Here is a 26156-nt window from a genome sequence, read left to right on the forward strand (position 1 = left end):
CGCGTGCATCGCATGAGTAAGTTCCTTTTTCTCGGTCCCCGGTGAGCCCGAGCGCCGGATCGCCCGTAGATTGGAAGAGACGCGCAGGCGCTCGCGCTCACAGACCCCGGAGCGCGTATGACACCACTCCGACGGAACGTGGGAACTGCTCGACCAGGCCACCGATCCGCCGCTCGGCGCCCGCCTGCACCATGTCCCCCGCCCCCAGGCCGGCCTCACCTACGGCTCCGGGGACACTCTCGTGCTCTACACGGACGGCCTCATCGAACGCCGTGACGAGGACATCGACGCGGGCCTGGCGCGCCTGACCACAGCACTGGCCCAGGACAGCGCCCTCGACCCCGACCGGCTGGCCGACGCGTTGCTCGTCCGCCTCGACGTCGCCAGCGGCGCACCCGACGACATCGCCCTCATCGTCATCCGCCTGTGACCCCGCCGCGCTGTGAAGGCGAGTACGGAGGCTGTTGTCGTTCTCGGACGCGTTGACGCTGCTGGGGTGCGACCCGCCCGCCGGCGCCGCCCTGGGCCGGGCGCTGGGCGGGGCGCTCAGCGTCGCGATCGGCGGAGTGGCCGACGGGCTGCTGCGGATCGCCGACGCCCGCGGCAGCGTGCTCACGCTGGGCCGGGGCGCCGTACGGGGTGTCGGACGGCGCCTGGCACACGCGGAAAGCCGTGCGCAGCGCACCGAGTTGCTGCACGCCGCGCACACGGTGATCGTCGTGGTCGCCTGGTTCCAGGCGCTGGAGGAGCGGCATCTGCCCGTCGGGCTGGACGACTTGGAGCTGACGCGCCGTGAACAGCTCTCTCTCGCGGGCGCGTCGTCGGTGGCGGAGCGGAAGGACGCGTTCGCGCGCTCGCTCGCCGCCCCGGACGCGCCGAGTCCCGCGCCGCACCGGCCTGTCGAGGCGGTCATGGCGGAGTTGGAACGCTGGTACGAGGGCCTGTCCGCGAGGTTCCTCGACTTCGCCGAGGGACTGCTGGCATGGAGCGCTCAGGGCGACGCGGCCCGGAACGAGGCCCGGCGGCTGATCCGCAGCGAGCTGCCCCGGGAGGCCGTCGAGTTCCGCCGCCGAGCGCGATCGGCTGGCGAGCCTCCTCATCGCCGTGCTGCAGCAGCACGGGCAGCGCTGTCACGAACCGCACCGTGGGACGAGCTGCGGCACAAGGCAGACGTGTCCGGGAGCACGAACGACGGTGTCGTACGCCATGCCGGCCATGGACCCGGTCTTCGCATGGCTCGGTCCGGCCGTGACGACCTTCACCACCTCGCGGGGCGGGCCGGCCACCTCCCTCGCGCACGACGTGCTGGAGCGTCTGCTGCCTCGCCGATGTTCCGCAGGAGGTGCGGGAACGGATACGGCGGCTGCTCGGCCCGCGCCGGGACTGCGGCGACGTCCCTCAGGGGACGCTGTGACGGCCAGGCGCGGGTAGGTGGGGTGCGGGCAAGCCGCACCCCGCTTCCCGCGCTTCGGCTCAGGGCTTGATGAGGACCTTGAGGCTCTTGCGGTCTGCCATGGCCTGGTAACCCGCCGGGACGCCGTCGAGGTCGGTGGTGGCGTCGAAGACCTTCCCCGGCTCGATGACCCCGTCGAGGATGTCGGGCATCAGTTCCTCGATGTAGGCGCGGGCCGGCGCGGGTCCGCCGGCCAGGCGGATGTTGTGGCGGAACAGGCTGCCGAAGCCGATCGGCGCCTCCTCGTACTGGGGCACGCCGACGCGGCTGATCACGCCGCCGGGGCGGACGACGCCGAGGGCCTGCTCGTAGGCGGACATGTGGCCGACGGCTTCGAGGACCGCGTGCGTGCCGTGCCCACCGGTCAGCTCGCGGACCGCCTCGACGCCTTCCTCGCCGCGGGCGGAGACGACATCGGTGGCACCGAATGCGCGGCCGAGGTCGGTACGCGCCTCGTGGCGGCCCATGAGGATGATCTGTTCGGCGCCCAGGCGCTTGGCCGACAGGACCGCCAGCAGGCCGACCGCGCCGTCACCGATCACGGTGACGCGGGTGCGCTCGTCGACACCGCCCGCCACGGCGGCGTGGTAGCCGGTGCCGAGGACGTCCGACAGGGTCAGCAGGGACGGAACGAGGGCGGAGTCCGCCGCGACGGGGAGTTTGACGAGGGTGCCGTCGGCGAGCGGGACGCGGACCGCTTCGGCCTGGCCGCCCTCCTCCGGCTCGCCGTCCCAGAAGCCCGCCTGCGGGTGGGCGCAGGACGTGTGCAGGCCCTCGCGGCAGAACTCGCAGGTGTTGTCCGAGATGGCGAACGGGGCGACGACGAGGTCGCCGCGCTTGACGGTGGTCACCTCCGAACCGGTGTCCTCGACGATGCCGATGAACTCGTGACCCATCCGGGCCGGCCCGTCCTCGGGCTTCATCGAGGCGTACGGCCACAGGTCGCTGCCGCAGACGCAGGACGCGGTGACACGGACCAGCGCGTCGGTGGGCTGTTCGATGGCGGAGTCGGGGACGTCCTCGACGCGGACATCGCCGGCGCCGTACATGAGGGTTGCGCGCATGAGGTGCTCTCCGGGGCGGTGATTGCGATTCGAGTGGTGTGCTGGTCAGGGGGGTGGGCGAGTGCGTGCCCTGGCCGAGTTCAAGCCTGTGCGGCGGGGGCGCCGGGCGCACTCCGGGGCTCCGCCGAACCGGGTGCGGTGAAGCGGCGGCACCGGTCCCGTGCGGGGCGAAGATGAGTACGACGACTCAGGCCACGGCGGCGCTCCACGGCCGACGATGAAGATCAACGCCGTCGAGATCTGGAGACCGCTCCGTGCTCAGCCGCATCGCCGACCTGCTGGTGCCCGCCTTCGGCCGGCTGTCGGTGACCACCGACCCCGGTACCGAACTCGCGCCGGGCAGCATCATCGCCGCGAACCACACCTCGCTCGCCGACCCCGCCGTCGTGCTCGCCGCCCTGCACCGCCTCGGCGTCGAACCGGTCATCATGGCCACCGCGGGCCTGTGGCGCGTGCCCGTTCTGGGCCGCGCCCTCGTCCGCGAAGGGCACATCCTCGTACACCGAGGCGACCGACGGGCCGCGGCCGCGCTCGACCTGGCCGCGGAAGCTCTGGAGCGGGGCAGGCACCTGCTCATCTACGCCGAGGGTGGCCTGCCCCGCCGCAAGGACGCCTCGGAGGCGGCCCCGGCAGCTTCCGCAGCGGCCTGGCCCGGCTCGCCGAGCACGCCGGCGCCCCCGTCGTGCCGGTGGGGCAGGCCGGTGCCCGGCGCATCACCTCCGGCGGCATCGTGAAACAGCTCGCAGGCCTGGCGACCGCCCCAGTGCGGCGACCGAACCTGCACGTGCACGTGGGGGCGCCGATGGTCCTGACCGGGGACCTCGCCGCCTGCACCGCCCAGGCCCGCACCGCGGTGACCACGGCATGGCGTGCGGCAGCCGCGCGCCTCGGCGAGCCCGCATCTCTCGCCGCGTAGCCGTCGCCGGCCAGGCCGACGGCGACGCGCGCGGGCCGCGGGTCCACCCCGGGCGGCGCACAATGAGACAAAACGGTCCATCGATGTCAAGGACGTCTCGGATGTCTGGAGACCGGTCGGCAAGCCAGAACATACGGGAACGGCTGCGCTCCGAGCCCGGGACGCTCCTGGAGCACGTGTCCGTGGCCGTCATCGGCATCGACGACCGCGACCGGATCTGTTTCTGGGGTCCGGGCGCGAGGGATCTGTTCGGCTACGACGACGACGCGCTCGCCGAGCCCGCCGCTCTCCTCTTCCCGCCACCGCCACCGCCACCCAGCGGTCCGGGAACCGGCGCTCACGGAGCGGGTGCGGCCGCGTACCTGGCCGGCCGGGGCCGCACCCTCGGCTACTGGCGCGGCCGGCTGCCGGTACGGCATCGGGACGGGACGGTCTTCGACTGCGGCTTCCGGGCCTTCACGGTCGCCGGCGAGCAGGGCCGCACGGTGGTCATGGCCCTGGCGAGCAGGAGTGCGGAGCTCGACCGGGTCAAGACCAACCTCGCCTTCCTCGACGCCATCTTCGAGACCTGCCCGATCGGCCTGCTCATGCTGGACGAGGAACTTCGGTACGTCCACCTGAACCAGGCGCTCGCCGACATGGACGGACTCCCCATCGAAGAGCACATCGGCCGCCGTATGACGGATGTGATGGGTGCCTGTGACGACGCCGCCGGCTTCGAGCGGCTGCTGCGCGGCGCGGCCGAGAAGGGCCGCCCGGTCGTGGGCCACCTGATCGGCGTCCGGCACAAGGGGTGCGAGCAGGTCCGGTCGGTGAGCCTGTTCCCGCTCACCCGGGCGGTCGGCACGCCCCCCGGTGTCGGCGGACTCGTACTCGACGTCACCGACCGGGAGCAGGCCCTCGTGGAGGCCGCGGAGTCACGCGAGCGGCTGGCGCTGCTGGACCGGGCCACCGCCCGGATCGGCACCACCCTGGACGTGAAGGTGACGGCGGGCGAACTCGTCGATGCCGTGGTCCCGGACTTCGCCGACGCGTCCGTGGTGGAGGTCGTGGACTGGATGAACGAACCAGAGGTGTTCGACCCGCGTCTGCCGCTGGTCACGCGCCGCATCGCCGCCGGGACGGTGCTGCCGCCGCCCGCCGGGGAACTGGTCGGAGGGCTGGACACCGTCCGCTACCCGCCCGGCTCCAGCATCCACAGGGTGCTGCGGACCGGCCGCCCGATCGCCGTCCCGGTGAGCGCGGACTTCGTGACCACCACCGTCGTGCACCAGGAACGCGCCCGCGTCCTCATCGACAGCGGCCTGACCGGCATCGTCATCGCACCGCTGATCGCCCGGGGAACCGTTCAGGGGCTCACGATGTTCGGCCGCTCGGCCGCCCGCCCCCCGTTCACCGAGCAGGACCTGCGGCTCGCCGCGGAGTTGTCCTCCCGCGCCGCGCTCTCCCTGGACAACGCGCGCCTGTACAGCAGGGTCCAGGACATCGCCCTCACCCTGCAACGGGCCCTGCTGCCCACGAGCCTCGCGACCAGCCCCCACCTCGAGGTCGCCCACCGCTATGTGCCCGGCAGCCACGTCACCGTGGTCGGCGGCGACTGGTACGACGTGATCAGTCTGCCCGGCGACCGCGTCGCCCTGGTCGTCGGCGACGTGATGGGCCACGGCGTGCCCGCGGCGGCGGCCATGGGAAGGCTGCGGATCACCGCGAAGGCTCTGGCCCGAAGCATCCCGGAACCCTCCCTTCTGCTCGCCGAGTTGGACGCGTGCGCCCAGGAGGCGGGCATCGAGCTCGCGACGTGCCTGTACACGGTGTACGACCCGGGCACGGGCCGCGCCCGTATCGCCTGCGCCGGGCACCCGCCGCCGCTCGTACGGCATCCGGGCGGCCGGGTCGAGACCGTCGACGCGGTGCTCGGGATCCCGCTCGGCGTGGGCGGACACCCGTTCCGAACCACCGAGATCGCCCTCCCCGACGACGCCGTCCTCGCCCTCTACACCGACGGCCTGGTCGAATCACGGGGCAGGAGCATCGACGAGGGACTGGCACTGGCCCGCGCCGTACTGGGCGACTCGCCGGACGGGTTGGAGGAGACGGCCGACAGAATGCTGTCCACTCTGCTCCCCCGCCCGCCCGGCGACGACACGGTCCTCGTCCTGGCCCGCGTCCACCACCGCCCACGAGACATCCCCTAGGGGGTGTCTCGCCGATCATGCCGGGCTCGCGGCGCCTGGCACCGCGCCTCGCCGCGTTGTCGTCGGTCCCCGATGCGCCGCATCGGCTCCCTCCTCCGCCTTGCGATGCACGGCACCAGACGCCGCTCCCTGATCCGGCCTGATCGACGAGACACCCCCAGGCGGACAGGGCGGGGACCGTCACTGTGCGGTGATGCGCAGGATCCCGGTGACGGTGCCCTGAAGCAGTGTGCCGTCGGGTGTGATGGTCCCGGCCATCTGCAGGGTGTCGTACAGCGCACCGACCCCCACGCTCCTGCTGCGCACGACACGCCCGGTCGCGGGGTCGATCTGCGCGTAACGGTACGGGTCGAGCAGGCTGGTGCCCTTGGTGCCGGGGATGACCGGGTCGCGCAGCACCGTGTGGAGCAGTCCGTCGCCCGTCGACAACTTCGGTACGGCGGCGGAGCGGAGGGCGTTGTCCCACACCGTCGAGCAGCCCGAGCCGTCCGCTCCGACGTCCACGCGGGTCAGCCCGCCCGCGAAGTCGGCCGAGGCCGGGACGCTGTCGCCGGCGCCCTCGGGGACGGCGGAGTAGGGGTAGCCGTAGGTGCCGGCGACGAAGACGCTCCGGCCGATCGCCACCGGCGAGTTCTCGCTGCCGGGTCCGCCGGCGGCCCGGAGCACCGGGACACGGCAGACCTGCGCGCCGTCCGAGGTGCGGTGGACCAGCAGGTGTGCGGCGGTGTCGGCGTTGTCGACGAGGGCGACGTACTCCGTGCCGGAACCGGGTCCGAAGAAGGTCGGCGTGGATCCGCTGCCCCAGCTGAGCAGACCGGGCTTGCGGGCGGAGCCGCGGTCGTAGGGCTGCCGCCATCCGATGCGCGGGGCGCCGTCGTCGTCGGCGGTGAGCAGATAGGTGGCGTGGGTGGTGGTGACGGCCGTGCCCTGGGGCGCCGTCGAGATGCTGTTGGCGACCCGCTCGCCCGCGGGCAGCGTCAGCGCGCGAACCTTACCGGTCGTGTCGTCCGCGGTGCCGACCACACCGCCACCGGTGGCGAACCACACGCGGCCCTGCCAGTCCGGCGCGAGGCCGGTGACGGCATCGTCGGCGGGGACGACAGAGCTGAGCGGCAGACGGCGGTCGACCGACAGTCGCCAGTTCCCGTCGCTGCCCTGGTGGTGCCCGACGCGCAGCAGACTGCGGCTGCCGTCCACGACCACCAGCCTGTCCTCGTGGTCGACGTAGGCGTACACACCGCCCAGGAGTGACCCCTTGGTGAGTTCCAGGGTGGCCAGCGAGGAACCGTTGCCGGGATCCAGCAGATGGACGGTGGGCACCTGGCCGAAGATCGGGGTGCACAGGGCGATCGGAAAGCCGTCGGAGCCGACCAGCACCGTCGGGCAGGCCGAGGCGAGCGCGATCCGCGTCGACGCCAGGCTGCCGGCCCCCGGCCCGGGCAGAGGAGTCGTGTCGGAGGATCCGGTGTCGCCGTGCATGGTCGCGGTGCCCTCCGGGCCCGCGTACGGGTTGTACGGGGGCGGCGGGCCGAAGCCGTCGGCGGCGGGCACGGCCGCGGCAGGCGTGCCACCGAGGAGAGCGAGTACGGTCAGCACGGCGAGCAGGGTGCCGATGCTTCTCCATCGCGGTCGTCTGCGGGGGGTGCCGAACCGGGGCGGCCGCGTGGACATGGACGTAGACATGGACATGGACGCAGACATGGGCATGGGCATGGGCATCGTGAGGAGGGTCCCTTCATCGGGGCATGCCAGAAGACTGCCGCTCGGGCAGGGGGCAGGGGGCAGGTGATGGCGTCTGTCAGCGAACCCATCAGGGTGCCGGAATGCCCGATACGGCAGCGCGGGCGCGGGCGCGGGGCCCTGAGGGGTGCTTCAGACGCGGGAGCCCGGATCAGCGGGCGTCAGCCGGCTGATGACGCGAACGCGTTCAGCCGGTAGGAAGACAGAGCGCGCCGGCCGTACGCACGAGATCGACGTGACGTCGCCGCGTGAAACCCTGCCAGCAGATCATGCGCTGATCACACCAGGAAGCTGACACATGGTCAACAAAAACTCTCGCGCGTTTCGCATGGCGGACAGCCCCCCACCACTTGAGGTGCCGTAGCGGATCACACGTCCGGGCTCGCGACGTGGTGGGGCTGCCCTGCGGGCCGGGGCGCCTCGGTGGCGGCCCAGGCGGCGAGTAGCTGGAGTTTGTCGTGGTCGGGGGTGTGGGGGGCGGCGCTGTAGGCGGTGAGGGTGAGACCGGGCTGAGCAGGCAGTTCCATGGCGTCGAAGTCGAGGGTGAGCAGGCCGACGGCGGGGTGGCGGAAGGACTTGCGGCCGGTGTGGTGCAGGCGCACGTTGTGCTTCGCCCAGGCGGTGCGGAACTCCTCGCTGCGGGTGACGAGTTCCCCGATGAGGGCGGTCAGGTCGCTGTCGTGCGGGGCGCGGCCGGCTTCGGTGCGCAGCAGGGAGACGGTGGTGTTCTTGGACTCCTCCCAGTCGGGGAAGTAGTCGCGGCCGCGTGGATCGAGGAACTGGAAGCGGGCGATGTTCACGGGCGACCGGGAGGCCGCGTCGGCGTACAGCGGGGAGTAGAGGGCCCGGCCGAGCTGGTTGGTGGCGAGGATGTCCAGACGGCCGTTGCGGATGAAGGCCGGGGAGTCCGCCATGGAGTGGAGGACCCGCAGGACGCTGTCCGGGAGCGGGCCGCGGACGCGCTTGCCGCGGCGGGGAGGCCGCTTGGCGGCGGCGCGGGCCAAGTCGTAGAGGTGTGAGCGTTCGGCGTCGTCGAGCTGGAGGGCGTTCGCGACGGCGCCGAGGACTTCTTCCGAGGCGCCGGCGAGGCGGCCGCGCTCGAGACGGACGTAGTAGTCGATGCTGACGCCGGCGAGGAGGGCGACTTCTTCGCGGCGCAGGCCCGGCACGCGCCGGTTGCCGCCGTACGCGGGGAGACCGGCCTGCTGCGGGGTGATCTTGGCGCGGCGGGAGGCCAGGAACTCGCGGATGTCACTCTCGGTACTCACACATTCCAGGCTAGGCCGGACGGCAGGCGCGTGGGGGGGTCCTGTGAGTACCTGTATCGGCAGACCCTCCCCCACCGCTTTGACCTGCGGTTTCCTCGATAGCAGCGGAAGCTGGGCACGAGGGCGCGGGCCGCGGATGGGCTCTGGGTACTGGGCTCTGGTTACTGACAAAAGCCCGCGCCCAGCCGCGACCGCCCACAGTGAGTCAGCGCCGGTTTCACTCGTTCGATCAAGGAGTCTCCAGAAGATCGCCGACGAGCGCGACGCCGCCTGATCACTCACCCACCGACCGCCCCGCGACAGCCACGGAGGAACACCATGGAATTCGTCGATCCCCAGCCCACCGGCAAGGGCCCGGAAGACTGGTTCAACGGGGACGTCTGGTTCGACGTCATCCACGCCGGCACCGAGCCGTCCCGGCTGCGCGCCAACATGGTGCGCTTCGCTCCAGGGGCGCGCACGGCATGGCACCACCACGCCGTCGGGCAGACCCTCCACGTCGTGGCCGGAATCGCCCTTGTGGGCACCCGCGACGGCACGGTCTTCGAGGCCCACCCCGGCGAGACCGTGACCTGCCCGCCCGGCGAAGAGCACTGGCACGGCGCTGCCGAGGACCGTTTCATGCAGCACATCGCCCTGTGGGAAGGTACGGCTCCCGACGACGACCGGCCCGAGACCAGCTGGCTCGAGCACGTCACCGAGGAGGAATACCGCGCGCCCCGCACCCGCAGCCAGTGACGCGCGCCGGACGGCTACGGCACCTCAGCCGATGCCGTAGCCGTAGCCGCGTGCGAGTCACGCCATGGGCCGGGTCTGAATCTGCATGCCGGGTCGGCGTCGGTGGACGGTCACGTACGCCATGCCGTTCTTGCCGGCGGTGAGGCTCCGGGCGGAGCCGTGTGGGAGCCAGACCAGGCTGCCCGCGGCGAGCGGCTGCGGCGGTTCGGTTCCGAGCGTGCCGTCGCCGGCGACCACGAGCACGAGGACGTCGAGCTCGGGCTCGACGTGGGTGGCGATACCCCCCTCGGGCGGAATGCGGACCAGGTTGGCGTCGAGCTGCCGTCCGGGCTCGGCCAGCCGCCACAGTGCTCCGCCGGGGGCGGAACCGGCGGCCGAGAGCGCGTCCACATCGCACAAGACACGCGGCCCCTCGGCAGCGAACCGCTCGCGATCGTCCGCGCCGGCCTGTGCGTCATCCATGCCTTGTCACCATTCGCCACCTGTCCTCACGGATGGTCTCCGCGACGTCCGCGCGTCCTGACCCCGAAGGGGAATCTTAGGGTCAAGACCATCTACGCCGACTCCACGCACGACCGGGGAACCCGGAACCCACCCTCCGGCGCCGTTGTCCTCACTTCCACGGGTCGGTGAACGACCGTCCAGGCACCGGCTTGGCGATGAGTACAGCTTGTCGGAGACCATCTCGCCGCGTCGGGACGGCTGGAGCACTGCTTCCACGAGTGCGAGCGCGGCGCGCTCGGCAGGCAGGTGCTGACGACGATCTGACCGGCGCGCAGCTGCACAGGCTGATCGTGGTGCGCGGTACCGAGCCGTTGCCGATGAGCCCTGAACAGGGCCGGCGACACCTCCGCCAGCTCGGGGACGCTCTCCACCGGATGAACGAGCTGTGGCGTCTGACGTTGCCGCTGGGGACGGAGGAGCAGTACCGCGAGCCGGCGTTCAAGCGAGCGCGCGAGGAGCACGACGCCGTCCGCGGACATTCCCTCCCCGAAGGACTGTGGGACGGCATCCGTGCCCCGGGCATCAAGGAGTGGCCGGGTCTGCCCTACGGGCTCCTCTTTCTGGACGCGTGGCGCGGGCGGTCGACGGCGAGGAACTGCGCCGCAGGCTGGGCGCGGCGGTTCTGTCGGGCAATCCCTGGGCACGCCTCCATGCCGGCTACGTTCTGTGGCTCCTCGATCGTCCCGAGGTGCCTAACACACGCCACGTCTGGCGGACGTGGCTCGCGGCAGCGTCCTGAGACGAGCGGGCCCCGCCCGGACCGTACAGGAGGTGAGGTCGGGGCTTCTCAGCTCGAACGAGCAACGACCTGTCCAACGACGGAGCAGCGACCTCCGCACTGTCGGCAGGTTGCCTCGCCGAAGGCGTAGGTCAGGGCGTGCGCCACATCCTCGTGGCCGTCCGCCAGGGCCAGCTCGTAGAGGCGGCGGCCAAGGCCGTCGAGCGTGCCTGGGGCGGCCGGGTGGAGAGGGAGGGTTTCGACATCATCGGAGAGGGCGTAGTCCTCCGACGTACTGAAGCAGCCCCGCTCGCCGATGACCACCCATAGCGCCGCGCAGCAGTCCGGATCGGGGCACTCGAGCTCGTACTCCTCGCTGACGATGCCCCAGGTCAGGTCCTGAGCCCAGTGAATGTCGCCTTCCAGGTTCAGGATCGTCTCGAGCAGGTGGCAGTAGTCGTTCCGGTCAGCGGTGGCCTGCCGCCACCGATTCGCGGCGGCCAGCAGGCGTGTGACTGCGGGGGCCTGCTCATCCCGTAGGTTCCGGGTCTCGTATCGCTGATCGGCCTGGACAAGGAGGGCACCGGCAAGGTGGAGGGCCGCAGCCGCCGTGTCGGCGTCGTCGCCCTCAGCCATGTCCATCAGCGCGGGCAGTACCGATGGATGGGACGCTTCGAGGGTTCCGTTGTGATACAGCTCCGTCCAGAGGTCGCTCCAGGCCTGACTGTCCCGGCCCGTGGAGGCACGGTTCAGCAAGGCGGCCAGGCGGCCGGAATCGGCGTCGTCTGCACGGCGGGCCGGGGATCTCTCGTCCATCTCCGACATCCAAGCAGAGTCCGAAGGCGGCCATGGCTTCGGGCTTGTCAATGATCCGGGCCCGCCCCCGCCTGACAACCGCGTCCCATAACCTCGTGAATGAAGACGCCAGACGGAATGTGTCACCGCAATGAGGAGGCGATGGTGATCACAAGGGTCACGCGGTTCGTCGCGGGCGCCGCGATCGTGGCCTGCATGGTGCTCGTCGGCGTCGGCGCCAATACACCGAGCGGCGCCCCCTTCACCCGGTCACTGCCCGCCGACGCTGTCAAGGATGTCGTACCGAACCGGGTCATGACCTGGAACCTCTGCAACCCTTGCGAAACGAGCAACGCTGACCGGGCGGCGGAGATCGCCACGTACGCGCCGCAGGTCATCGGTCTGCAAGAAGCGTGCGCACGCGACGTCGAGAGTATCCGGGACTATCTGGAGGTCCTTCACGGGCTGGTTTACAACGTCGAGTACGGCTCCGTTCTCAGGAATTGGGGCCGCTGCGGGGGAATGCCGTGGAGTCCGGGGGCCTATGGGCAGGCGATCCTCTCGGCGGCACCGATGAGAGACCACGTCAGCGTGGAATACCCCGACGGAGGGTCCGAAGACCGTGGGTACATGGCAGTCACCACCATGGTGGACGGCCGGTCCGTCCGGGTCTTCAACACCCACCTCGCCGAACGGCGTCAGGAAGCGGTCCGGGCGGAGCAGACCGACGTACTCGCCGCGGAAATCGCCCGGTACGACCGCGCGATCGTGCTCGGCGACTTCAACGCCGTACCGGACGCCCCCGAGCTGGCTCCGATAGCGGCACTGGCCATGGATACCGACCCCCAGTGCCGTCCCTCGCTCGCCGGCACCTGCGAGCCGACCACCGACTGGCACAGCAAGTTCGACTACGTCTTCCTGCGAGGCATCACCCCGCTCAGGCACAGCGTGCGGCCCAGCCAGTACTCGGACCACCACGTGCTGCACACCGACGTGGATCTGCCCTGACGCGATCTTTTATTGGTTTGCCGCCTGCCGGCCCGGTCGGATAGGAAGCTCACATGCTAAAGGGCAGCACGGTCGGGCTCAGAGCCCGGCACGAGGACGACATCCCGATCCTGCGGACCGAGCTCTACGACGACGTGGTCAACGCCTCGCGAGCCGAAAGCGGGCCGTGGCGGCCGATCAAGCCCGGCTCGAACGATCCGCGGCTCGTGGTGGACGACAATCAGCAGGGAAGCGTCGCGTTCTCCGTGGTGGAGCTGGAGGGCGACACCCTGGTCGGCACGGCGACGCTGTGGGGCATCGACAACCACAACCGGTCCGCGCACATCGGGCTGGGGCTGCGGCCGTCCTGCCGCGGCAAGGGCTACGGCACCGACGTGGTCGCGGTGCTGTGCCACTACGGTTTCGTCGTGCGCGGCCTGCAGCGGCTGCAGATCGAGACGCTGTCGGACAACGCCGCGATGCTGCGCTCCGCCGAGCGCAACGGCTTCGTCCGCGAGGGCGTACTGCGCTCCTCGGCCTGGGTGTTGGGCGAGTTCCTGGATGAGGTCATCCTCGGGCTCCTCGCCCAGGACTGGAAGCCGGAATCGAAGGCCTAGGCCGCCGGCCGACGGTCAGCGCGGACGCCACGCACCCAGCCCGGCACGGGCCGGCCGCCTCAGGGACGGTTGAATGCTCAGGTGGTGAAGTGGGCGCAGATGTACGACTGCTTCGGGGACGTCGATCGAGTCCCCGAGCTCTTGGAGCGGGTCGAGCGCGAGGACGACGCCGAAGCGTGGGATGAGCTTGGGTACCGGCTGGTCCTCGAACATGACTTGGTGTTCCCCGCCAGTTTCGCCGCCCTGCCGCGCCTGGTCAGCCTCGCCTCCCGGAGCGCGCGGGCACGTGGACTCGCCGGGACGATCATGCGGCGCGCGGCAGGAAGTCACTGCTGCAACGACCTTCTGACCGAGTGCGCCGACGCGATCGTGGACACTGGCACCTGGGCGACGTGGACCGGCGTGACCTACGGCCGGCGTCTCCCGACAGCCTCTCCGGCACTGGTCGATGGATGCACGAGACCGCCGTCCGGGACGGACAGGACGCGCTCGCCGACGGGATCACGTATCTCTTCGGCCAAGCGAAATGCCCGCGCTGTGCCAGCGTCTTCACCATCGCCGATGAGTACGCCTCCTCCAACCGCCCTGTGATGTGAGCATGCACGGATCGCCCGCTTCGCCGCCGGCGACGAAGCGTGTCAGGGACCGCTCCGGCAGCTTCGGAAACTGCCGTGGGCCCGGTCAGGTGGCGGGCAGTGGTCGGTCCCCATGCCGGTGGAGGCGGTCGGTGAGGAAGGTGAGGATTTCGTCGCGGGCCCGGAGTGTGGGGTGGCCGGTCTCGTCGACGAGGTGGGCGGTGACGACGCTGTGCGGGGTGCCGACCAGGTCGGCGAAGAAGGGTGGTGGGGCCGGGTTGGCGGCGCTGTCGGGGAGGACGCGTCCGTCGAAGGCGTCGCCGAGCAGCGCGCGGTAGGCGGCGAAGCGCTGTCCCGTGCACCAGCGGTCGCCCTCGAAGCGGTAGGCGAGGACGGTGAGTCCGTCGCGGTGGAGCCGGTCGCGCACCGCGCGCGCGTCCGCCGCGTCGAGTTCGAGTCCGCCGGGGTCGTCGAGCGGCAGCGACGGATGGTTGACCACCGGGGCGATCACGGCCGGTTCCAGGGCCATGGTGAGGGCGAAGTTGCCGGTGAAGCAGAGGCCGATCGCGCCCACCCCCGGCCCGCCGCACGCGGCGTGGGCCTGGCGCGCCAGGCCGCGCAGCCAGACCGTCACCGGGCTGGTGCCGCCCCCGGCGAAGGCGCGGAACTCGGCGCTGACACAGGCGCGGCGGACGACCTCCCGGCCGCCTTCGACCGTGGGGAAGGCGCCGTCCGTCCCGAACAGGGAGGGCACATGGACGGTGAAGCCCGCGTCCCGCACCCAGCGCGCGAGCCGCAGGACGTCGGGGCTGATGCCCGGCATCTCGGGCATCACCACGACCGCGGGCCCGGCCCCGGCCACGTACACCGTCTTCTCCACCCCGTCCACGGCCACGTTCCGGCGGGTGAAGTCGGTGATCGGATCGTTGTCGCTCATGGGGCCAGCCTGGTGCCAGGGCCGGCTTCCGAGGGAGGGGCGGGATCGCCGAGGTCAGGGGTAATCTCGCCACACGTGCGGGGGCGAACCGGTACGCCGTCGGGGACACCGGGCCGGGACACAGGGGGTGCGGGAGCGGTGGCGGAGGAGACGCGGCCGGCCGACGAAGGTGCGGGGCCGGGCCGCGGGCCGGGTGCGCTGCGGGTCGGGGTACTGGCGTACTCGGGCTGCTTCGCGTCCGAAGTGTTCGGCGTCCCCGACCTGCTGACGATGGCCAGGCATGTCGCCGGACCCGACGCGCCCGGTTACCGGGTGTCGGTCGTGTCGCCTCGTCGCCGGGTCATCGCCTCGGGCGGCGCGAGTCTGGACGTGCGTCCCTTGCACGAGGTCGACGTCCTCGTGGTCCCCGGTTTCGAACTGCGCCCGGGCACAGACCTCGACGCGCGGCTCGCCCGGCTCGGCCCGGAGATCGCGGCGATCCGCGCTCAGGCCGCCGCCGGGACCGCCCTCGTCTCCCTCTGCGTCGGCGCGTTCCTGCTCGGCGAGGCCGGGCTCCTCGACGGGCGCCGGGCCACCACCTCGTGGCTGCACGCCGGCGAACTGGCCAGGCGCTGCCCGGACGCCGACGTACGGCCCGAGTACCTGGTCGTCACCGACAAAGGCGTGACGACCACGGCCGCGTTCAGCGCCATGTACGACTTCGCGCTGGACCTGATCCGCCGGCACGACGGTGCCCGGGTGGCCCGCACCACCGCACGGCTGACGCTCGTCGACGACGCGCGGACCTCCCAGACCCCGTACGTCGACCCGCGGCTCCTGCCGCAGCCCGGCCGGGAGTTCTCCCAGCGGGTCATGCGGCGGCTCGACCAGAACCTCGCCGAGCGGTACGACCTCGCCGCGCTCGCGGACGCCTTCCGGGTCAGCACCCGGACGCTGCTGCGCCGCTTCGCCGAGGAGACCGGACGCAGCCCGCTGGCCCATCTGCAGGCCTCCCGGGTCCGCCGCGCCCGCCATCTTCTGGAGACCACCGACCGCACCGTGGCCGCCGTCGCCGCGGCCGTCGGCTACCAGGACCCCGGTACCTTCGCCGCGCTCTTCGCCCGCCACACCGGCCACCGTCCGAGCGCCTACCGGGCCGCCTTCCGCCGCACGGCCCGGGGGTCCGCCCCGGACGGCGGCGCCTGACGGGCCGGCCGCTGAAGCCGACCGTCGCCGTTCCCGGAGAGCTGCCGGGACCGAGCGATGGGGCGCCGGGGGGTGAGTGCCGGTCAGCGGCGGATCAGGCCGAGTTCGGTGGCCGTGGCGACGGCGGCGGTGCGGGAGTCGACGTCGAGCTTGGCGTAGACGCGGGCCAGGTGGGACTTGACCGTTCCTTCGGTCAGGTGGAGACGGTCGCCGACGGCCTGGTTGGACAGACCCTCGGCGACCAGGGCGAGAACCTCCGTCTCGCGCCGGGTCAGGGCGGTGCCGGGGGCGCGCAGCCGGTTCATCAGCCGGTCCGCGACGGTGGGTGCGAGGGTGGTGCGGCCGGCCGCGGCGGTGCGTACGGCGGCGGCCAGGTCTTCGGGCGGGGCGTCTTTGAGGAGGTAGCCGGTGGCGCCGGCCTCGATGGCGGGGAGGGTGTCGGCGTCGGTGTCGTAGGTGGTGACGATCAGCACGCGGGGGGCGTCCGGGCGGGCGGTGATCCGGGCGGTGGCTTCGGCGCCGCCCATGCCCTTGCCGAACTGGAGGTCCATGAGGACGACGTCGATGCCGCCCTCGGCGGCACGGGCGACGGCGTCCTCGGCGGTGGCGGCTTCGGCGACGATGACGAGGCCGGGCTCGGTTTCCAGTACGGCGCGCAGCCCGGCCCGTACGACGGGGTGGTCGTCGGCGAGAAGCAGGCGGATGGGGGTGTCGGTCACGGGCGGGCCTTGGGCTCGGTGGTCTCGGAATCGGCGGGCTCGGAATCGGCGGGCTTGGTCGGCTCGGTCTCGGCGGGCGGGGTGAGCGGTATCCGGGCGGCCAGGGCGGTGCCGTGGCCGGGGACGGATTCGACGGTGAGGGTGCCTCCGAGCGCGTGGGCGCGGGCGCGCATCGCGGCCAGCCCGAACCCGCCGGCCTCGGGGTCGGGGGTGGGCAGGCGGGCGGGGTCGAAGCCGCGTCCGTCGTCGACGACGTCGAGGGCGATGTGGTCACCGAGGTAGCTGAGCGTGACCTCGGCGGTGGTGGCCTCGGCGTGGCGGGCGGTGTTCGCCAGGGCGGACTGGGCGATGCGCAGCAGCGCGACCTCGTGCGCGGTGGCGAGCGGTACGGGCTCGCCGGTGAGGTGGAAGCGTGCGGTGAGCCGGTGCCGGGCGGAGGTGGTGGCGCACAGGCGTTCCAGGGCGCCGGCCAGGGTGGTGCCTTCGAGGGCGGGCGGGGTGAGGGCGGCGACGAAGCGGCGGGCCTCGGCGAGGTTGTCGACGGCGGCTTGCCGTGCCTGGTCGACGTAGCGGGCCGCGTTCTCCGGTGTGCGGGGCAGAGCTCGTTCGGCGGCGCGCAGCAGCAACTGGATGCTGGACAGGCCCTGGGCGAGGGTGTCGTGGATCTCGCGGGCCAGGCGTTCCCGTTCGGCCAGCACCCCGGCGGTGTGCTGGGCGGTGGCCAGGTCGGCGCGGGTGGCGGTGAGTTCGTCGATCAGCCTGCGGCGGTGTTCGCTCTCCCGGTACAGGGCCTGGTAGCCCCACACCACCGCGACCGCGACGGCGGCGCCGAGCGCCGGGCCGATGGCCATGGCGGGGCTGAAGGCGTGCTGGTGGGCGGCGAATCCGGTGATGGCCGCCGCCTCGGTGGCGGCCACCGCGGCCAGTCCGGCGCGGCGGGGCAGCAGGTGGAGCTGGAGGAAGTACAGCGGGAAGGCCACCCATACGGCGTCGGGGGTCAGGGCCAGCAGTACCAGCCACACCGCGCCCACGGCGGCCAGCCACCAGGCGGCGGCGGGCCGGGAGGAGCGGACGCGGGGCAGGAGCGGTCCGGCGGCATACACCAGTCCGCACGCCGCGGCCACGGCGACGATCACCCCGGCATGCGGTCGGCCCGCGGTCAGGGCCCGGGCGGCGGCCAGGGCGAGCAGGCCGAGGACCAGCAGGTGCAGGCACCAGGTCAGGGCCCGGGTGGTGGGGGTCAGGGCGGGGGCGGCGGTGTTCACAGTGCCTTCCAGGCTACGGAGGCAGACTCCCGCGCGCCTCCATCGAAAGTTAGAACCCAGGTGCCGTCTTCCGGCCCGTGAAGTGCCGTCCTGTGCCAGACGCGCGCGCCGGGGCGCGGCGGCGACGGTGGAGTCCTACCGCTTCGACCGCCGGAAAGGACGGGCCAACGCCGTGTTCGTCGCCTGGAGAGACCTGAGGTTCGCCAAGGGGCGCTTCGCCCTGATGGGGACCGTGATCGCACTGATCACCCTGCTGGTCGGACTGCTGTCCGGGCTGACGGCCGGTCTGGGCCGGCAGAACACGTCCGCGATCACGTCTCTGCCCGCCGACAAGATCGCTTTCCAGGCTCCCGCCGGCGGGCAGGACGTGTCGTACTCCGACTCCGCCGTCACCGAGCGGCAGTGGCGGCAGTGGTCCGAGGCTCCGGACGTCGAGAGCGCGGAACCGCTGGGGATCACCACGACCAAGGCCACCGCCGGGGACAGGAGCGCCGCCGTCTCCGTGTTCGGTGTCGAGCCCGGCTCGTCCATCGCCCCGGCGAGCGGAAAGATCGACGACGAGTCGGTGGTGCTGTCCACCGAGGCCGCCGACGCCCTCGGCGTCGAGGCCGGCGACGTGCTCACCCTGGCCGGGCAGCGGCTGGAAGCGGCCGCCGTGCGGGGCGATGCCTTCTTCAGCCACACCCCGGTGATCTGGACCAGCCTGGACACCTGGCAGAGGACGGCGGCGCCCACCGGCTCCGGTGACGGCGCGGCCGCCACCGTCATCGCCCTGAACACCGATTCCGAGGCCGATACGGCGGCCATCGACAGGCAGGCCGGTACGAGGACGGTGTCCACCGGCGACTCGCTGGCCGCGATCGGCTCCTACTCCTCCGAGAACGGCTCCCTGCAGCTGATGCGCGGCTTCCTGTTCGCCATCTCCGCCCTCGTCATCGGGGCCTTCTTCACCGTCTGGACCATCCAGCGCAGCGGTGACGTCGCCGTCCTCAAGGCGCTCGGCGCCTCCACCGCCAGCCTGCTCAAGGACGCGCTGGGCCAGGCGGTCGTCCTCCTCGTCGGCGGCACCCTGCTCGGCACCGGCGTCGCCGCCGCCCTGGGAGCCGTCGTGGCCGGCTCCGCCGTACCGTTCCTCCTCACTCCGGCAACCGTCCTGCTCCCGGCCGCCGTGACGATCCTCCTCGGCGCGCTGGGGGCCGCGCTGTCCATCCGCCGCATCACTTCCGTCGACCCGCTGACCGCCCTGGGGAGCGCACGATGAGCTTGCACCTGTCCGGCATCACCCTCACCTACCCCGACGGCGACACCCGCCTGACCGCTCTCGACCAGGTCGGTCTGGAGGTCCCCAAGGGCAGCCTGACCGCCGTGGTCGGTCCCTCCGGCTCCGGCAAGTCCAGCCTGCTCGCCGTCGCCGCGACCCTGATCACCCCCGACGCCGGCACCGTCACCATCGACGGCACCCGCACCACCGGCCTGAGCCGCGCCGAGCTCACCGACCTGCGTCGCCACAAGATCGGCATCGTCTTCCAGCAGCCCAACCTCATCGCCTCGCTCACCGCGGTCGAACAGCTCCAGGTCATGGCCCAGATCGACGGCCGAAAGCCGCGCGCCGCCCGCGACCGGGCCCTGGAACTCCTGGACGCGGTCGCTCTGGCCGACCAGGCCGACCGCCGGCCCCACCAGCTCTCCGGCGGCCAGCGCCAACGCGTCAACATCGCCCGCGCCCTGATGAACGACCCCACCGTCCTGCTGGTCGACGAACCCACCAGCGCCCTCGACCACGAACGCGGCGCCGCCGTCATCGACCTGATCACCCGCCTCACCCACCAGCAGGCCACCGCCACCGTCCTGGTCACCCACGACCGCACTCACCTCACCGCCGCCGATCAGATCGCCGAGGTTCACGACGGAAGGCTCACCGTCCCGGCCGCCGTGACGACCTGAACCGGCCGGCAGGGAGATCGGACACGCGGGCAGGGCAGTTGACGCTCCGTGAGCAGATGCCCCGGCGGAACGGTCAGGCAGCCCGGCAGAGCACCGCCGGGTCTGCCGTGGCGGCGGCGCGGACCCCGGGTGCGGGCACGGGGCGGGCGGTGCGGACGACGGCAGCGGCCTGCGAGCGGCTGCGTGCGAAGACGACCAGGCGCAGCACTGCGAACCGCGCGACACCGGCGAGTGCGGAGGCGGACAGGTAGACGATCTGCTCGAGCATCGCACCGGGCGCCGCCATGAGCTGCTGCAGGACGAACATCGCCAGGCAGGTCACCGCGTACCCGGCCGCCGCGGATCCGGCCGACTGCGAATGCTGGCGCCAGGTCGCGCGCCCGCCCGCGCCGAAGGTGAAGCGCGCGTGCAGCTCGGTGGCCAGGAGTGTGGAGACAACGGTTATCAGGGCGTTGGCCAGGCCCCAGGGCATCCAGGAGGCGAGAGCCACCACGGCGAAGCTGGAGGCGAGCCCCACCCCGCCGCCGCAGAGCACGAAGCGGGCGAAGGCGGTGAACGCGCCGGGCGCCGCCGGCTGCCGGCTCTGCACTGTCTCCCTCATTCGACCCACCCCTATTGATCGCTCACCCCGAGAAACACACGCACTCGTCCCGGCATGGGAGGCGAGCGGTGCACCAGTGACACCATGATGGCACATTCATGGCACCAGCGTGAGTCAAATATGGCACCACTGATGCCATCGATGGCGCTACGTCAACGAAGCGGTCGGCGCGTAGGACTTCGGCGAGGGCTCAGTGGACCTTTTCGATGTGGGGGTGCGACGGGTCGGCCGGGCAGACGTGAAGCTGGAGGTTGTTGCCGCCGGCGATGTCGATCTCGGTGAAGTGGCCGTCCGGCTGGCGCCAGGGATCCGTGAACGGGGCCTTCCGTTCCTCCTCGGGGATCCAGGTCACACTGCCGGAGTCCCATTCCGAGGAGGCGATGGTGAGGAGCGGGACCGCCTGGGTGCCGCACTGGGGGCAGGGGAGGTCGACGGGGTCGGTGACCACCCAGTGGATCCAGCCGCCGGTCTTCCAGCCGCGGGCGTGGCAGAGGTTGTTCAGGTACAGCTCCTGCGGTTCGTCGGCGTACGAGCTGTACAGCGAGGGGTCGACCGTCTCCCAGCGGCTCATGTCGTCCAGCTGATCGCGCAGTTCCTCGTCCAGCTCCCGGGGATCGGGGAATTCGGTGACCTGCTCCGGTGAGAACAGGCACGGCTCCGGGAGGTAGTAGCCGTCCTGCACGATCGGCGGCTCGGGCGGTGCGTCGAGGACGTCGGTGACGGTGGCGGCGGAGCGCCAGAAGAGCGCGGTGCGGGGGTGGGGGTGTTCCGCGTGGTCGAAGGGACACCACAGGACCTGGAGGAGGTCCGCTCCGGACGGGCAGGGGAAGGGTATGTCGCGGGCGTACAGCTGGGCCACGGGCAGCAGGGGGATCGGGCCGTCGAACCACGGGCGGCCCGCATTGAACCGCTCCAAGGCCTCCAGTTCCTCCGCGGTCCACTCGGGCGCCTCGGGGTCGAGGCGCAGCCGCTCGGCCGCTTCCGCGCGGCTGCGGCGGAGGAGCCGGATGTCGTCCGGGGAGTGCGTCACCGACGCCGCGTGTCTGTCGTGCGGCTCGTCGCAGTACGGCCACGGCTCGTCGGCGGGCCACAGCAGCGGGCCGCCGACGGAGCTGTCGTGCACGGTCGGGGACCCGGGCCGAGGGTGCAGCCGGGTCGCCGTGCGTGCCAGCGGGGCCAGTTGAGGGAAGAGCGCGGTCACGTCGACCGGCCTCGGCGGGGTGGTACGGATGGCGTTCATGGCGGTGATGCTGCCAGCAGGGTCTGACAATCGCGGGCGGAGATCACCGCACGTCAGGTGAACGCGTGACCGGCTCCTCGGCGTCGGTGGCTTCGAAGACCTCTTCGGAGTGCGGATCGAGGTCTTCGGGCAGCCCGAGCGCTCCGGCACGCTCCAGCAGGTCACCGATCGCAGCGAAGTGCGCGCGGACCCTCCGGGTGTAGTCGTCCTCGGAGCCACCGGTATCGGCATCGGCCTCGCCATCGGCGAGTACACCAACCACCATGTTCAGCCCATGTCCCGATCTTGCCAGTGGTGATGGGACGACCGTTCTCGGGGGCCAAGGGGGGCCGGTCCGGGCCCACCCGAGTCCACCCGAGTCCGCCCGGGTGAATGTTCCGCCGCCGGTTCCGCTCGGACGTCCTCCCGGCCGAGCCGATCGACATACTGTCCGAATGCGGACGCCGAACAAGATTCCCGCCCTGATCCACCAGACCTGGAAAGACGCTGACGTACCGGACCACTGGCAGGAGTGGGTGGACTCGTGGCGTCTGCATCACCCCGGCTGGGGATACCGGCTGTGGACCGACTCGGACAATCGCGCCTTCCTCCAGGAGCACTATCCGTGGTTCCTGCCGATCTACGACGGCTACCCGGAACCGATCATGCGGGCCGACGCGATCCGCTACTTCCTGCTCGACCATTTCGGCGGGCTCTACGTGGATCTGGACTTCGAGTGCCTGAGACCGGTCGACTCGCTCCTCGACGGCCGAGAACTCGTCCTCGGCTGTGAGCCCGAATCACACACCCGGCTGCTGCTGGCCCGTCAACGCGGCCTCGACCGCATCGTCGGCAACGCGTTCATCGCGTCCCGGCCGGGCCATCCCTTCTGGGCCCATGTGCACCGGCAGTTGGTCGGCGCGCACCGGATGTCCGGCGCTCTGGACGTCACCGGCCCCTTCTTCCTCACCCGGGCGGTCGACCGCGCCCCGGAGCCCTCGTCGGTCACGGTTCTCGGCCCGGAGGTGCTGTATCCCGAGGTGAGCCCGTACGCGCGGGAGCTGTTCGGCCCTCAGGAAGCCGACTACGCGCAGGCGTACGCCGTGCACCACTGGTCGGGCAGCTGGGTGGCGAACACGCCGGGGAGCGCGCGGACGTCGGCCGGCAGACGGGTCCCGTTCTGGGCGAGCCAGGAGCGGCATCCGGTCGCGGACGGCCTGCTCGACCTGGACGCGCAGCGGCGCCGCTGGGCCGCGGGGGCGCCCGCGCCGACGGTGTCGTGCCTGATGGTGACGAAGGACCGCTCGTCGACGGCGCGCCGCGCGATCGCGTGCTTCCGTGCGCAGACCTACTCCCAACTGGAACTGGTCGTCGTGGAGGACGGCGCGGACGACACCCTGGAGCAGCACATCCGCGAGCTGGGCGACCCGCGGATCCGCCATCACCGGTTGCCCGCGGAGGGGCGGCCGTTGGGCGAACTGCGCAACGAGGCGGTGGCCCGGGCCGGCGGGCCGTACGTGTGCCAGTGGGACGACGACGACCTGTACGACCCGGAGCGGATCGAGACGCAGATGGCGGCGATCCTGGCGCTCGGCGCCGACGCCTGTTTCCTCGCCCGGGAACGGCTGTGGTGGCCCGCCCGGCACAAGCTCGCCATCTCCTGCGCGCGGGTGTGGGAAGGGTCCATGGTGTGCGCCAAGGACCGCCTCCCTCGCTACCCGGCGCTCCGGCGGGGCGAGGACACGCCGGTGGCGGAGGAGGTGGTCCGCGGCTGCCGGGTGGTGTCCATCGACGCCCCCGAGCTGTACACGTACGTGTGTCACGGCGGGAACACCTTCGACGAAGCCCATTTCGCGGAGCACTTCGAGGTCGCGACCGAGGTCTGGTCCGAACCCGCCGCCTACGCCGAGCGGTTGCTGGCCATGGCGACCCGGCTGCCGATCGCGCCGGACGACATCACCCACGCGGAGACCGGCCCCGCCGCCCGGACCTCGGAGCGCGATCCGCGGCCGGTCCTCGAACCCGCCCCGGGCCCGGCGAGCGAGCGCCCCTCGGTGCTGGTGCTCACCCCGCTGAAGGACGCGGCGGCGTTCCTGCCGGGCTATGTGGAGAACCTCCGCAGCCTGGACTACCCGCGCGAGGCGATCTCCCTGGGCCTGCTGGAGGGCGACAGCACGGACGCGACCGAGGATCTGCTGCGCGAGCTGCTGCCCGCCCTGGAGGCGGAGTACCGGCGGGTGACGCTCGTCCACCGGGACTTCGGCCTGCGGTTGGACGGGCCGCGGTGGGAGCCCGGCATCCAGCGGCGGCGCCGGTCGGTGCTGGCCAGGGCGCGCAACCACCTGCTCTCCCGGGCCCTCGCCGACGAGGAGTGGGTGCTGTGGCTCGACGTCGACGTCACCGGCTGCCCGCCGGATCTCGTCCAACGCCTTCTCGGGGCACGCAAGGACATCGTCGTCCCGCACTGCGCCACGACGGCCGGCGGGCCGACGTACGACCTCAACACCTTCGTGCTGCATCCCCGGGCCGGCACGCTCAACTGGTCGCAGTGGCTGCGCGACGGCATCCTCCAGCCTCCGCGCGGGTTCGGCCGGACGTATCTCGACGAGTTGCGGGGGAAGGGGCTCGTCCGCGTCGACTCGGTCGGGGGCACGGCGCTGTTGGTGCGGGCCGACCTGCATCGCGACGGCCTGGTCTTCCCGGCCTTCCCGTACCGGCAGCTCATCGAGACCGAGGGCCTGGCCGCGATGGCACGCGACATGGGCACTGCCTGCTGGGGTCTGCCCGACCTGGAGGTGCTGCATCCGCACCACGCGGCGGATCAGGCGAAGACGGCGGTCATGGCGCCGTCGCCGTGACCTCCATGGGGCACACCTCCCTCGCATGGAGTAATCATCTCGGCACCCGGCGTGGCGGAAACCTACGGTGGCGCTACTGCCCGCCTCCGCGACGGAGACCACCAGCGGTGGAGGGCATCCCCCATTCGCACACGAAAGGCTCCACCGTGAAAGCCCGTGTCATGTCATCCCTGGCCCTGCCCGCCGCACTCGCGACCGCCGGACTGCTCAGCTCCGCCGAGGCGGCCTACGCGGCCGCCCTCGGCACGGACGCATCGGCGTCCGCGTCCTACGCACGGCAGGGACAGGCGATAGGCGACGACGTCACCCTCTCCTCCGGCGAGGGCCACCCCTGCACGCCCATCGGAAACGTCACCGTCACCGACTACGGCCACTGCTGCACCCCCGTGGGCAACGTGACCATCACCGACTACGGCCACTGCTGCACGCCGGTGGGCAACGTGACGATCACCGACTACAGCGTCTGCTGCACCCCGGTCGGCAACATCACCGTCTGTGACTACGGCCAGCACCAGGAGCACGGTCACGACGGCTGGGGCCACAGCCGTGAAGAGGACTACGCCCGTGGGCGTGAGGTGCGCCTCAGCTGACCCGTGATCGGCGGGTCCACCGCGACGTAGCCCTTCTACAGGGCCGGGGGGGGGCGTCGCGCCCACCGCGGTGGAACCCCGCCCTCCCCTCCCCCGTTGTCGATCCCCCCTCTCCCTCCCGCTCCCCTTCCGTCCGACGCGAAAGACGACGCATGTCCCACGGATCCGACCCTGTGGTCTCGGTTGTCATCCCCTGCCACAACTACGCCCGTTACCTGCCCGAGGCGGTGTCCAGCGTCGTCGCCCAGACGTTCCGCGCCTGGGAACTCGTCATCGTCGACGACGGCAGCACCGACGACACCGTGAAGGTGGCCGAGGAGCTGATCGCCCGCCACCCGGACCGCGTCATCAGGCTGCTGCGACAGGCCAATGCCGGGGTGTCCGCCGCGCGCAACACCGGCATCGAGGCCGCGGCCGGCCGTTACATCCTGCCGCTGGACGCCGACGACGTGATCGCGCCGACGATGCTGGAGAAGACCGTCGCGGTGCTCGACGAGAACCCCGGCATCGCCATCGCCTCGACCGACGTCTTCACCTTCACCGACGACGACCTGCCCCCGCAGGCGATGCCCCTGCCCGCCTACAGCAGAGAGCTGCTGCTCCAGCGACTGATCATGTTCTACTGCTCGCTGTACCGCCGTGAGGCGTGGCAGGCCGTCGGCGGGTACGACGAGGCCATGCGGGCCGGGGAGGACTGGGACTTCTGGGTCGGGTGCGTCGAGCACGGCTTCGACGCGCACCACATCCATGAGCCGCTGTTCGGGGCGCGCAACAAGGACACCGGGCTGCACCTGGAAGCCGCCGAGAACGACCTCGCCATCCGGGCCCGCATCGTGGCCAACCACCCGGACCTGTTCAAGCCGGTCACCCGGGGCTGGGCGCACGCCGTGCTCTCCCAGGACGCGGAGGCCTGTCTGCGGGACGAGAACGTCCCCGACGACATCCTCACCCGGGCTGCCGAGATGGACCAGTTCCTGTCCGCCGTCATGGCGCTCCAGCGCACGACGCGGGTGCAGTACTACCACATCCGGCGGCTGGAGCAGGCGCTGGCAGCTCGGGGTGACAGCCCCGCACCGTCGGCAGCATCCGCACCCTCGGCCCCGTCGGCACCGTCCGCACCGGACGACGAGCCCGCCCCGACGGTCTCCTCCGTGTGAACCCCGCCGTTCGCCTTGTCTGCGGCGCGGAGCCTGGAGCCCCATCAGCTCCAGGTCGCGCACCGGCGCCCGCCCTCGCTCGGAACGCCCCTCGAACGCGTGCCGCGTACC

The 26156-nt window shown here is 71.8% G+C and carries 24 protein-coding genes and 2 pseudogenes; 14 read left to right on the forward strand and 12 right to left on the reverse strand.

Annotated elements, in window-relative coordinates:
• Positions 1 to 124: 124 nt before the first annotated feature.
• Positions 125 to 430 (forward strand): annotated as a pseudogene (locus AMK31_RS07685) (SpoIIE family protein phosphatase); the annotation flags it as partial.
• A gap of 34 nt (positions 431 to 464) precedes the next feature.
• The gene (locus AMK31_RS40940) at positions 465 to 1484 is read left to right on the forward strand and encodes an NACHT N-terminal helical domain 7-containing protein (protein ID WP_198948445.1); all 1020 of its coding nucleotides are present in this window, start codon (positions 465 to 467) and stop codon (positions 1482 to 1484) included.
• Here AMK31_RS40940 and AMK31_RS07695 read toward each other — a convergent pair.
• The gene (locus AMK31_RS07695) at positions 1474 to 2517 is read right to left on the reverse strand and encodes a zinc-dependent alcohol dehydrogenase family protein (RefSeq protein WP_073939638.1); all 1044 of its coding nucleotides are present in this window, start codon (positions 2515 to 2517) and stop codon (positions 1474 to 1476) included. The genes AMK31_RS40940 and AMK31_RS07695 overlap by 11 nt on opposite strands.
• Positions 2518 to 2771: 254 nt before the next feature.
• On the opposite strand from AMK31_RS07695, the pseudogene AMK31_RS07700 reads away from it, so the two are divergent.
• Positions 2772 to 3433, forward strand: a pseudogene (locus AMK31_RS07700) (lysophospholipid acyltransferase family protein).
• Positions 3434 to 3534: 101 nt separating this feature from the next.
• Entirely contained in the window at positions 3535 to 5628 is a 2094-nt protein-coding gene (locus AMK31_RS07705; protein WP_073939639.1) for a SpoIIE family protein phosphatase, read from the forward strand.
• 180 nt (positions 5629 to 5808) lie between these two features.
• On the opposite strand, the gene AMK31_RS07710 is transcribed toward AMK31_RS07705, so the two are convergent.
• The 3 genes from AMK31_RS07710 to AMK31_RS07715 all read right to left on the reverse strand — a co-directional run bounded on the left by AMK31_RS07710 (position 5809) and on the right by AMK31_RS07715 (position 8636).
• Complete coding sequence (locus tag AMK31_RS07710; RefSeq protein ID WP_073939640.1) at positions 5809 to 7299, reverse strand: hypothetical protein; 1491 nt, start codon at positions 7297 to 7299, stop codon at positions 5809 to 5811.
• 256 nt (positions 7300 to 7555) lie between these two features.
• Positions 7556 to 7639 (reverse strand): putative leader peptide, encoded by an 84-nt coding sequence (locus AMK31_RS42395; RefSeq protein WP_365518639.1) that lies wholly within the window; start codon positions 7637 to 7639, stop codon positions 7556 to 7558.
• Positions 7640 to 7736: 97 nt separating this feature from the next.
• On the reverse strand, positions 7737 to 8636 hold the full coding sequence (locus AMK31_RS07715; protein WP_073939641.1) for a helix-turn-helix transcriptional regulator: 900 nt from the start codon (positions 8634 to 8636) through the stop codon (positions 7737 to 7739).
• A gap of 318 nt (positions 8637 to 8954) precedes the next feature.
• Here AMK31_RS07715 and AMK31_RS07720 point away from each other — a divergent pair, with 318 nt between their 5' ends.
• Positions 8955 to 9374: a (R)-mandelonitrile lyase gene (locus AMK31_RS07720; protein ID WP_073939642.1), complete on the forward strand. Its 420-nt coding sequence runs from the start codon at positions 8955 to 8957 to the stop codon at positions 9372 to 9374.
• A gap of 57 nt (positions 9375 to 9431) precedes the next feature.
• On the opposite strand, the gene AMK31_RS07725 is transcribed toward AMK31_RS07720, so the two are convergent.
• Positions 9432 to 9836: a cupin domain-containing protein gene (locus AMK31_RS07725; protein ID WP_073939643.1), complete on the reverse strand. Its 405-nt coding sequence runs from the start codon at positions 9834 to 9836 to the stop codon at positions 9432 to 9434.
• Positions 9837 to 10665: 829 nt separating this feature from the next.
• A complete protein-coding gene (locus AMK31_RS07735) occupies positions 10666 to 11421 on the reverse strand; it encodes a hypothetical protein (RefSeq protein ID WP_073939645.1) in 756 nt (251 codons plus the stop codon).
• 90 nt (positions 11422 to 11511) lie between these two features.
• On the opposite strand from AMK31_RS07735, the gene AMK31_RS07740 reads away from it, so the two are divergent.
• From AMK31_RS07740 to AMK31_RS40625, 3 genes are all read left to right on the forward strand, one after another.
• The gene (locus AMK31_RS07740) at positions 11512 to 12399 is read left to right on the forward strand and encodes an endonuclease/exonuclease/phosphatase family protein (protein WP_079186756.1); all 888 of its coding nucleotides are present in this window, start codon (positions 11512 to 11514) and stop codon (positions 12397 to 12399) included.
• A 53-nt stretch (positions 12400 to 12452) separates the two neighbouring features.
• Positions 12453 to 12995 (forward strand): GNAT family N-acetyltransferase, encoded by a 543-nt coding sequence (locus AMK31_RS07745; RefSeq protein WP_073939647.1) that lies wholly within the window; start codon positions 12453 to 12455, stop codon positions 12993 to 12995.
• Positions 12996 to 13447: 452 nt separating this feature from the next.
• Entirely contained in the window at positions 13448 to 13591 is a 144-nt protein-coding gene (locus tag AMK31_RS40625) for a hypothetical protein (RefSeq protein WP_158074528.1), read from the forward strand.
• An 85-nt stretch (positions 13592 to 13676) separates the two neighbouring features.
• On the opposite strand, the gene AMK31_RS07755 is transcribed toward AMK31_RS40625, so the two are convergent.
• The gene (locus AMK31_RS07755) at positions 13677 to 14507 is read right to left on the reverse strand and encodes a dienelactone hydrolase family protein (RefSeq protein ID WP_073939649.1); all 831 of its coding nucleotides are present in this window, start codon (positions 14505 to 14507) and stop codon (positions 13677 to 13679) included.
• A 138-nt stretch (positions 14508 to 14645) separates the two neighbouring features.
• On the opposite strand from AMK31_RS07755, the gene AMK31_RS07760 reads away from it, so the two are divergent.
• Complete coding sequence (locus AMK31_RS07760) at positions 14646 to 15692, forward strand: GlxA family transcriptional regulator (RefSeq protein WP_241842574.1); 1047 nt, start codon at positions 14646 to 14648, stop codon at positions 15690 to 15692.
• Between the two features lie 83 nt (positions 15693 to 15775).
• Here the strand turns inward: AMK31_RS07760 and AMK31_RS07765 are convergent, their stop codons facing one another.
• Together AMK31_RS07765 and AMK31_RS07770 are read right to left on the reverse strand one after the other, a co-directional pair.
• Positions 15776 to 16411, reverse strand: coding sequence for a response regulator (locus AMK31_RS07765; protein ID WP_073939650.1), 636 nt, complete (start codon positions 16409 to 16411; stop codon positions 15776 to 15778).
• Complete coding sequence (locus tag AMK31_RS07770) at positions 16408 to 17676, reverse strand: sensor histidine kinase (protein ID WP_073939651.1); 1269 nt, start codon at positions 17674 to 17676, stop codon at positions 16408 to 16410. Before AMK31_RS07770 ends, AMK31_RS07765 begins: the two co-directional genes overlap by 4 nt.
• Positions 17677 to 17848: 172 nt before the next feature.
• Between AMK31_RS07770 and AMK31_RS07775 the strand changes: the two genes are divergently transcribed.
• Positions 17849 to 18937, forward strand: a complete 1089-nt coding sequence (locus AMK31_RS07775; RefSeq protein WP_073939652.1) for an ABC transporter permease — start codon at positions 17849 to 17851, stop codon at positions 18935 to 18937.
• Complete coding sequence (locus AMK31_RS07780) at positions 18934 to 19620, forward strand: ABC transporter ATP-binding protein (protein WP_073939653.1); 687 nt, start codon at positions 18934 to 18936, stop codon at positions 19618 to 19620. Before AMK31_RS07775 ends, AMK31_RS07780 begins: the two co-directional genes overlap by 4 nt.
• 73 nt (positions 19621 to 19693) lie before the next feature.
• Here the strand turns inward: AMK31_RS07780 and AMK31_RS07785 are convergent, their stop codons facing one another.
• The 3 genes from AMK31_RS07785 to AMK31_RS07795 all read right to left on the reverse strand — a co-directional run bounded on the left by AMK31_RS07785 (position 19694) and on the right by AMK31_RS07795 (position 21726).
• Positions 19694 to 20221 (reverse strand): GtrA family protein, encoded by a 528-nt coding sequence (locus AMK31_RS07785; protein ID WP_073939654.1) that lies wholly within the window; start codon positions 20219 to 20221, stop codon positions 19694 to 19696.
• A gap of 190 nt (positions 20222 to 20411) precedes the next feature.
• On the reverse strand, positions 20412 to 21461 hold the full coding sequence (locus tag AMK31_RS07790) for a hypothetical protein (protein ID WP_073939655.1): 1050 nt from the start codon (positions 21459 to 21461) through the stop codon (positions 20412 to 20414).
• A gap of 43 nt (positions 21462 to 21504) precedes the next feature.
• The gene (locus tag AMK31_RS07795; protein ID WP_073939656.1) at positions 21505 to 21726 is read right to left on the reverse strand and encodes a hypothetical protein; all 222 of its coding nucleotides are present in this window, start codon (positions 21724 to 21726) and stop codon (positions 21505 to 21507) included.
• A gap of 169 nt (positions 21727 to 21895) precedes the next feature.
• Between AMK31_RS07795 and AMK31_RS07800 the strand changes: the two genes are divergently transcribed.
• The 3 genes from AMK31_RS07800 (at position 21896) to AMK31_RS07810 (ending at position 26045) form a co-directional block, all read left to right on the forward strand.
• Positions 21896 to 24298: a glycosyltransferase gene (locus AMK31_RS07800; RefSeq protein ID WP_073939657.1), complete on the forward strand. Its 2403-nt coding sequence runs from the start codon at positions 21896 to 21898 to the stop codon at positions 24296 to 24298.
• Positions 24299 to 24459: 161 nt separating this feature from the next.
• Positions 24460 to 24888 carry a hypothetical protein gene (locus AMK31_RS07805; RefSeq protein WP_241842575.1) on the forward strand — a complete coding sequence of 143 codons (429 nt, stop codon included), beginning with the start codon at positions 24460 to 24462 and terminating at the stop codon, positions 24886 to 24888.
• A gap of 152 nt (positions 24889 to 25040) precedes the next feature.
• Entirely contained in the window at positions 25041 to 26045 is a 1005-nt protein-coding gene (locus tag AMK31_RS07810) for a glycosyltransferase family 2 protein (RefSeq protein WP_073939658.1), read from the forward strand.
• The last annotated feature ends 111 nt before the right edge of the window (positions 26046 to 26156 follow it).

The sequence above is a fragment of the Streptomyces sp. TSRI0107 genome (assembly GCF_001905845.1).
Taxonomy (GTDB): Bacteria; Actinomycetota; Actinomycetes; order Streptomycetales; family Streptomycetaceae; genus Streptomyces.

What these genes read in the sequence shown, in the direction of transcription:
- AMK31_RS07695 (WP_073939638.1), bottom strand. Translation starts at nt 2,517, where the DNA reads ATGCGCGCAACCCTCATGTACGGCGCCGGCGATGTCCGCGTCGAGGAC.
- AMK31_RS07705 (WP_073939639.1), top strand. Translation starts at nt 3,535, where the DNA reads ATGTCTGGAGACCGGTCGGCAAGCCAGAACATACGGGAACGGCTGCGC.
- AMK31_RS07710 (WP_073939640.1), bottom strand. Translation starts at nt 7,299, where the DNA reads ATGTCCACGCGGCCGCCCCGGTTCGGCACCCCCCGCAGACGACCGCGA.
- AMK31_RS42395 (WP_365518639.1), bottom strand. Translation starts at nt 7,639, where the DNA reads ATGATCTGCTGGCAGGGTTTCACGCGGCGACGTCACGTCGATCTCGTG.
- AMK31_RS07720 (WP_073939642.1), top strand. Translation starts at nt 8,955, where the DNA reads ATGGAATTCGTCGATCCCCAGCCCACCGGCAAGGGCCCGGAAGACTGG.
- AMK31_RS07725 (WP_073939643.1), bottom strand. Translation starts at nt 9,836, where the DNA reads ATGGATGACGCACAGGCCGGCGCGGACGATCGCGAGCGGTTCGCTGCC.
- AMK31_RS07735 (WP_073939645.1), bottom strand. Translation starts at nt 11,421, where the DNA reads ATGTCGGAGATGGACGAGAGATCCCCGGCCCGCCGTGCAGACGACGCC.
- AMK31_RS07740 (WP_079186756.1), top strand. Translation starts at nt 11,512, where the DNA reads ATGAAGACGCCAGACGGAATGTGTCACCGCAATGAGGAGGCGATGGTG.
- AMK31_RS07745 (WP_073939647.1), top strand. Translation starts at nt 12,453, where the DNA reads ATGCTAAAGGGCAGCACGGTCGGGCTCAGAGCCCGGCACGAGGACGAC.
- AMK31_RS40625 (WP_158074528.1), top strand. Translation starts at nt 13,448, where the DNA reads ATGCACGAGACCGCCGTCCGGGACGGACAGGACGCGCTCGCCGACGGG.
- AMK31_RS07755 (WP_073939649.1), bottom strand. Translation starts at nt 14,507, where the DNA reads ATGAGCGACAACGATCCGATCACCGACTTCACCCGCCGGAACGTGGCC.
- AMK31_RS07780 (WP_073939653.1), top strand. Translation starts at nt 18,934, where the DNA reads ATGAGCTTGCACCTGTCCGGCATCACCCTCACCTACCCCGACGGCGAC.
- AMK31_RS07785 (WP_073939654.1), bottom strand. Translation starts at nt 20,221, where the DNA reads ATGAGGGAGACAGTGCAGAGCCGGCAGCCGGCGGCGCCCGGCGCGTTC.
- AMK31_RS07790 (WP_073939655.1), bottom strand. Translation starts at nt 21,461, where the DNA reads ATGAACGCCATCCGTACCACCCCGCCGAGGCCGGTCGACGTGACCGCG.
- AMK31_RS07795 (WP_073939656.1), bottom strand. Translation starts at nt 21,726, where the DNA reads ATGGTGGTTGGTGTACTCGCCGATGGCGAGGCCGATGCCGATACCGGT.
- AMK31_RS07800 (WP_073939657.1), top strand. Translation starts at nt 21,896, where the DNA reads ATGCGGACGCCGAACAAGATTCCCGCCCTGATCCACCAGACCTGGAAA.
- AMK31_RS07805 (WP_241842575.1), top strand. Translation starts at nt 24,460, where the DNA reads ATGTCATCCCTGGCCCTGCCCGCCGCACTCGCGACCGCCGGACTGCTC.
- AMK31_RS07810 (WP_073939658.1), top strand. Translation starts at nt 25,041, where the DNA reads ATGTCCCACGGATCCGACCCTGTGGTCTCGGTTGTCATCCCCTGCCAC.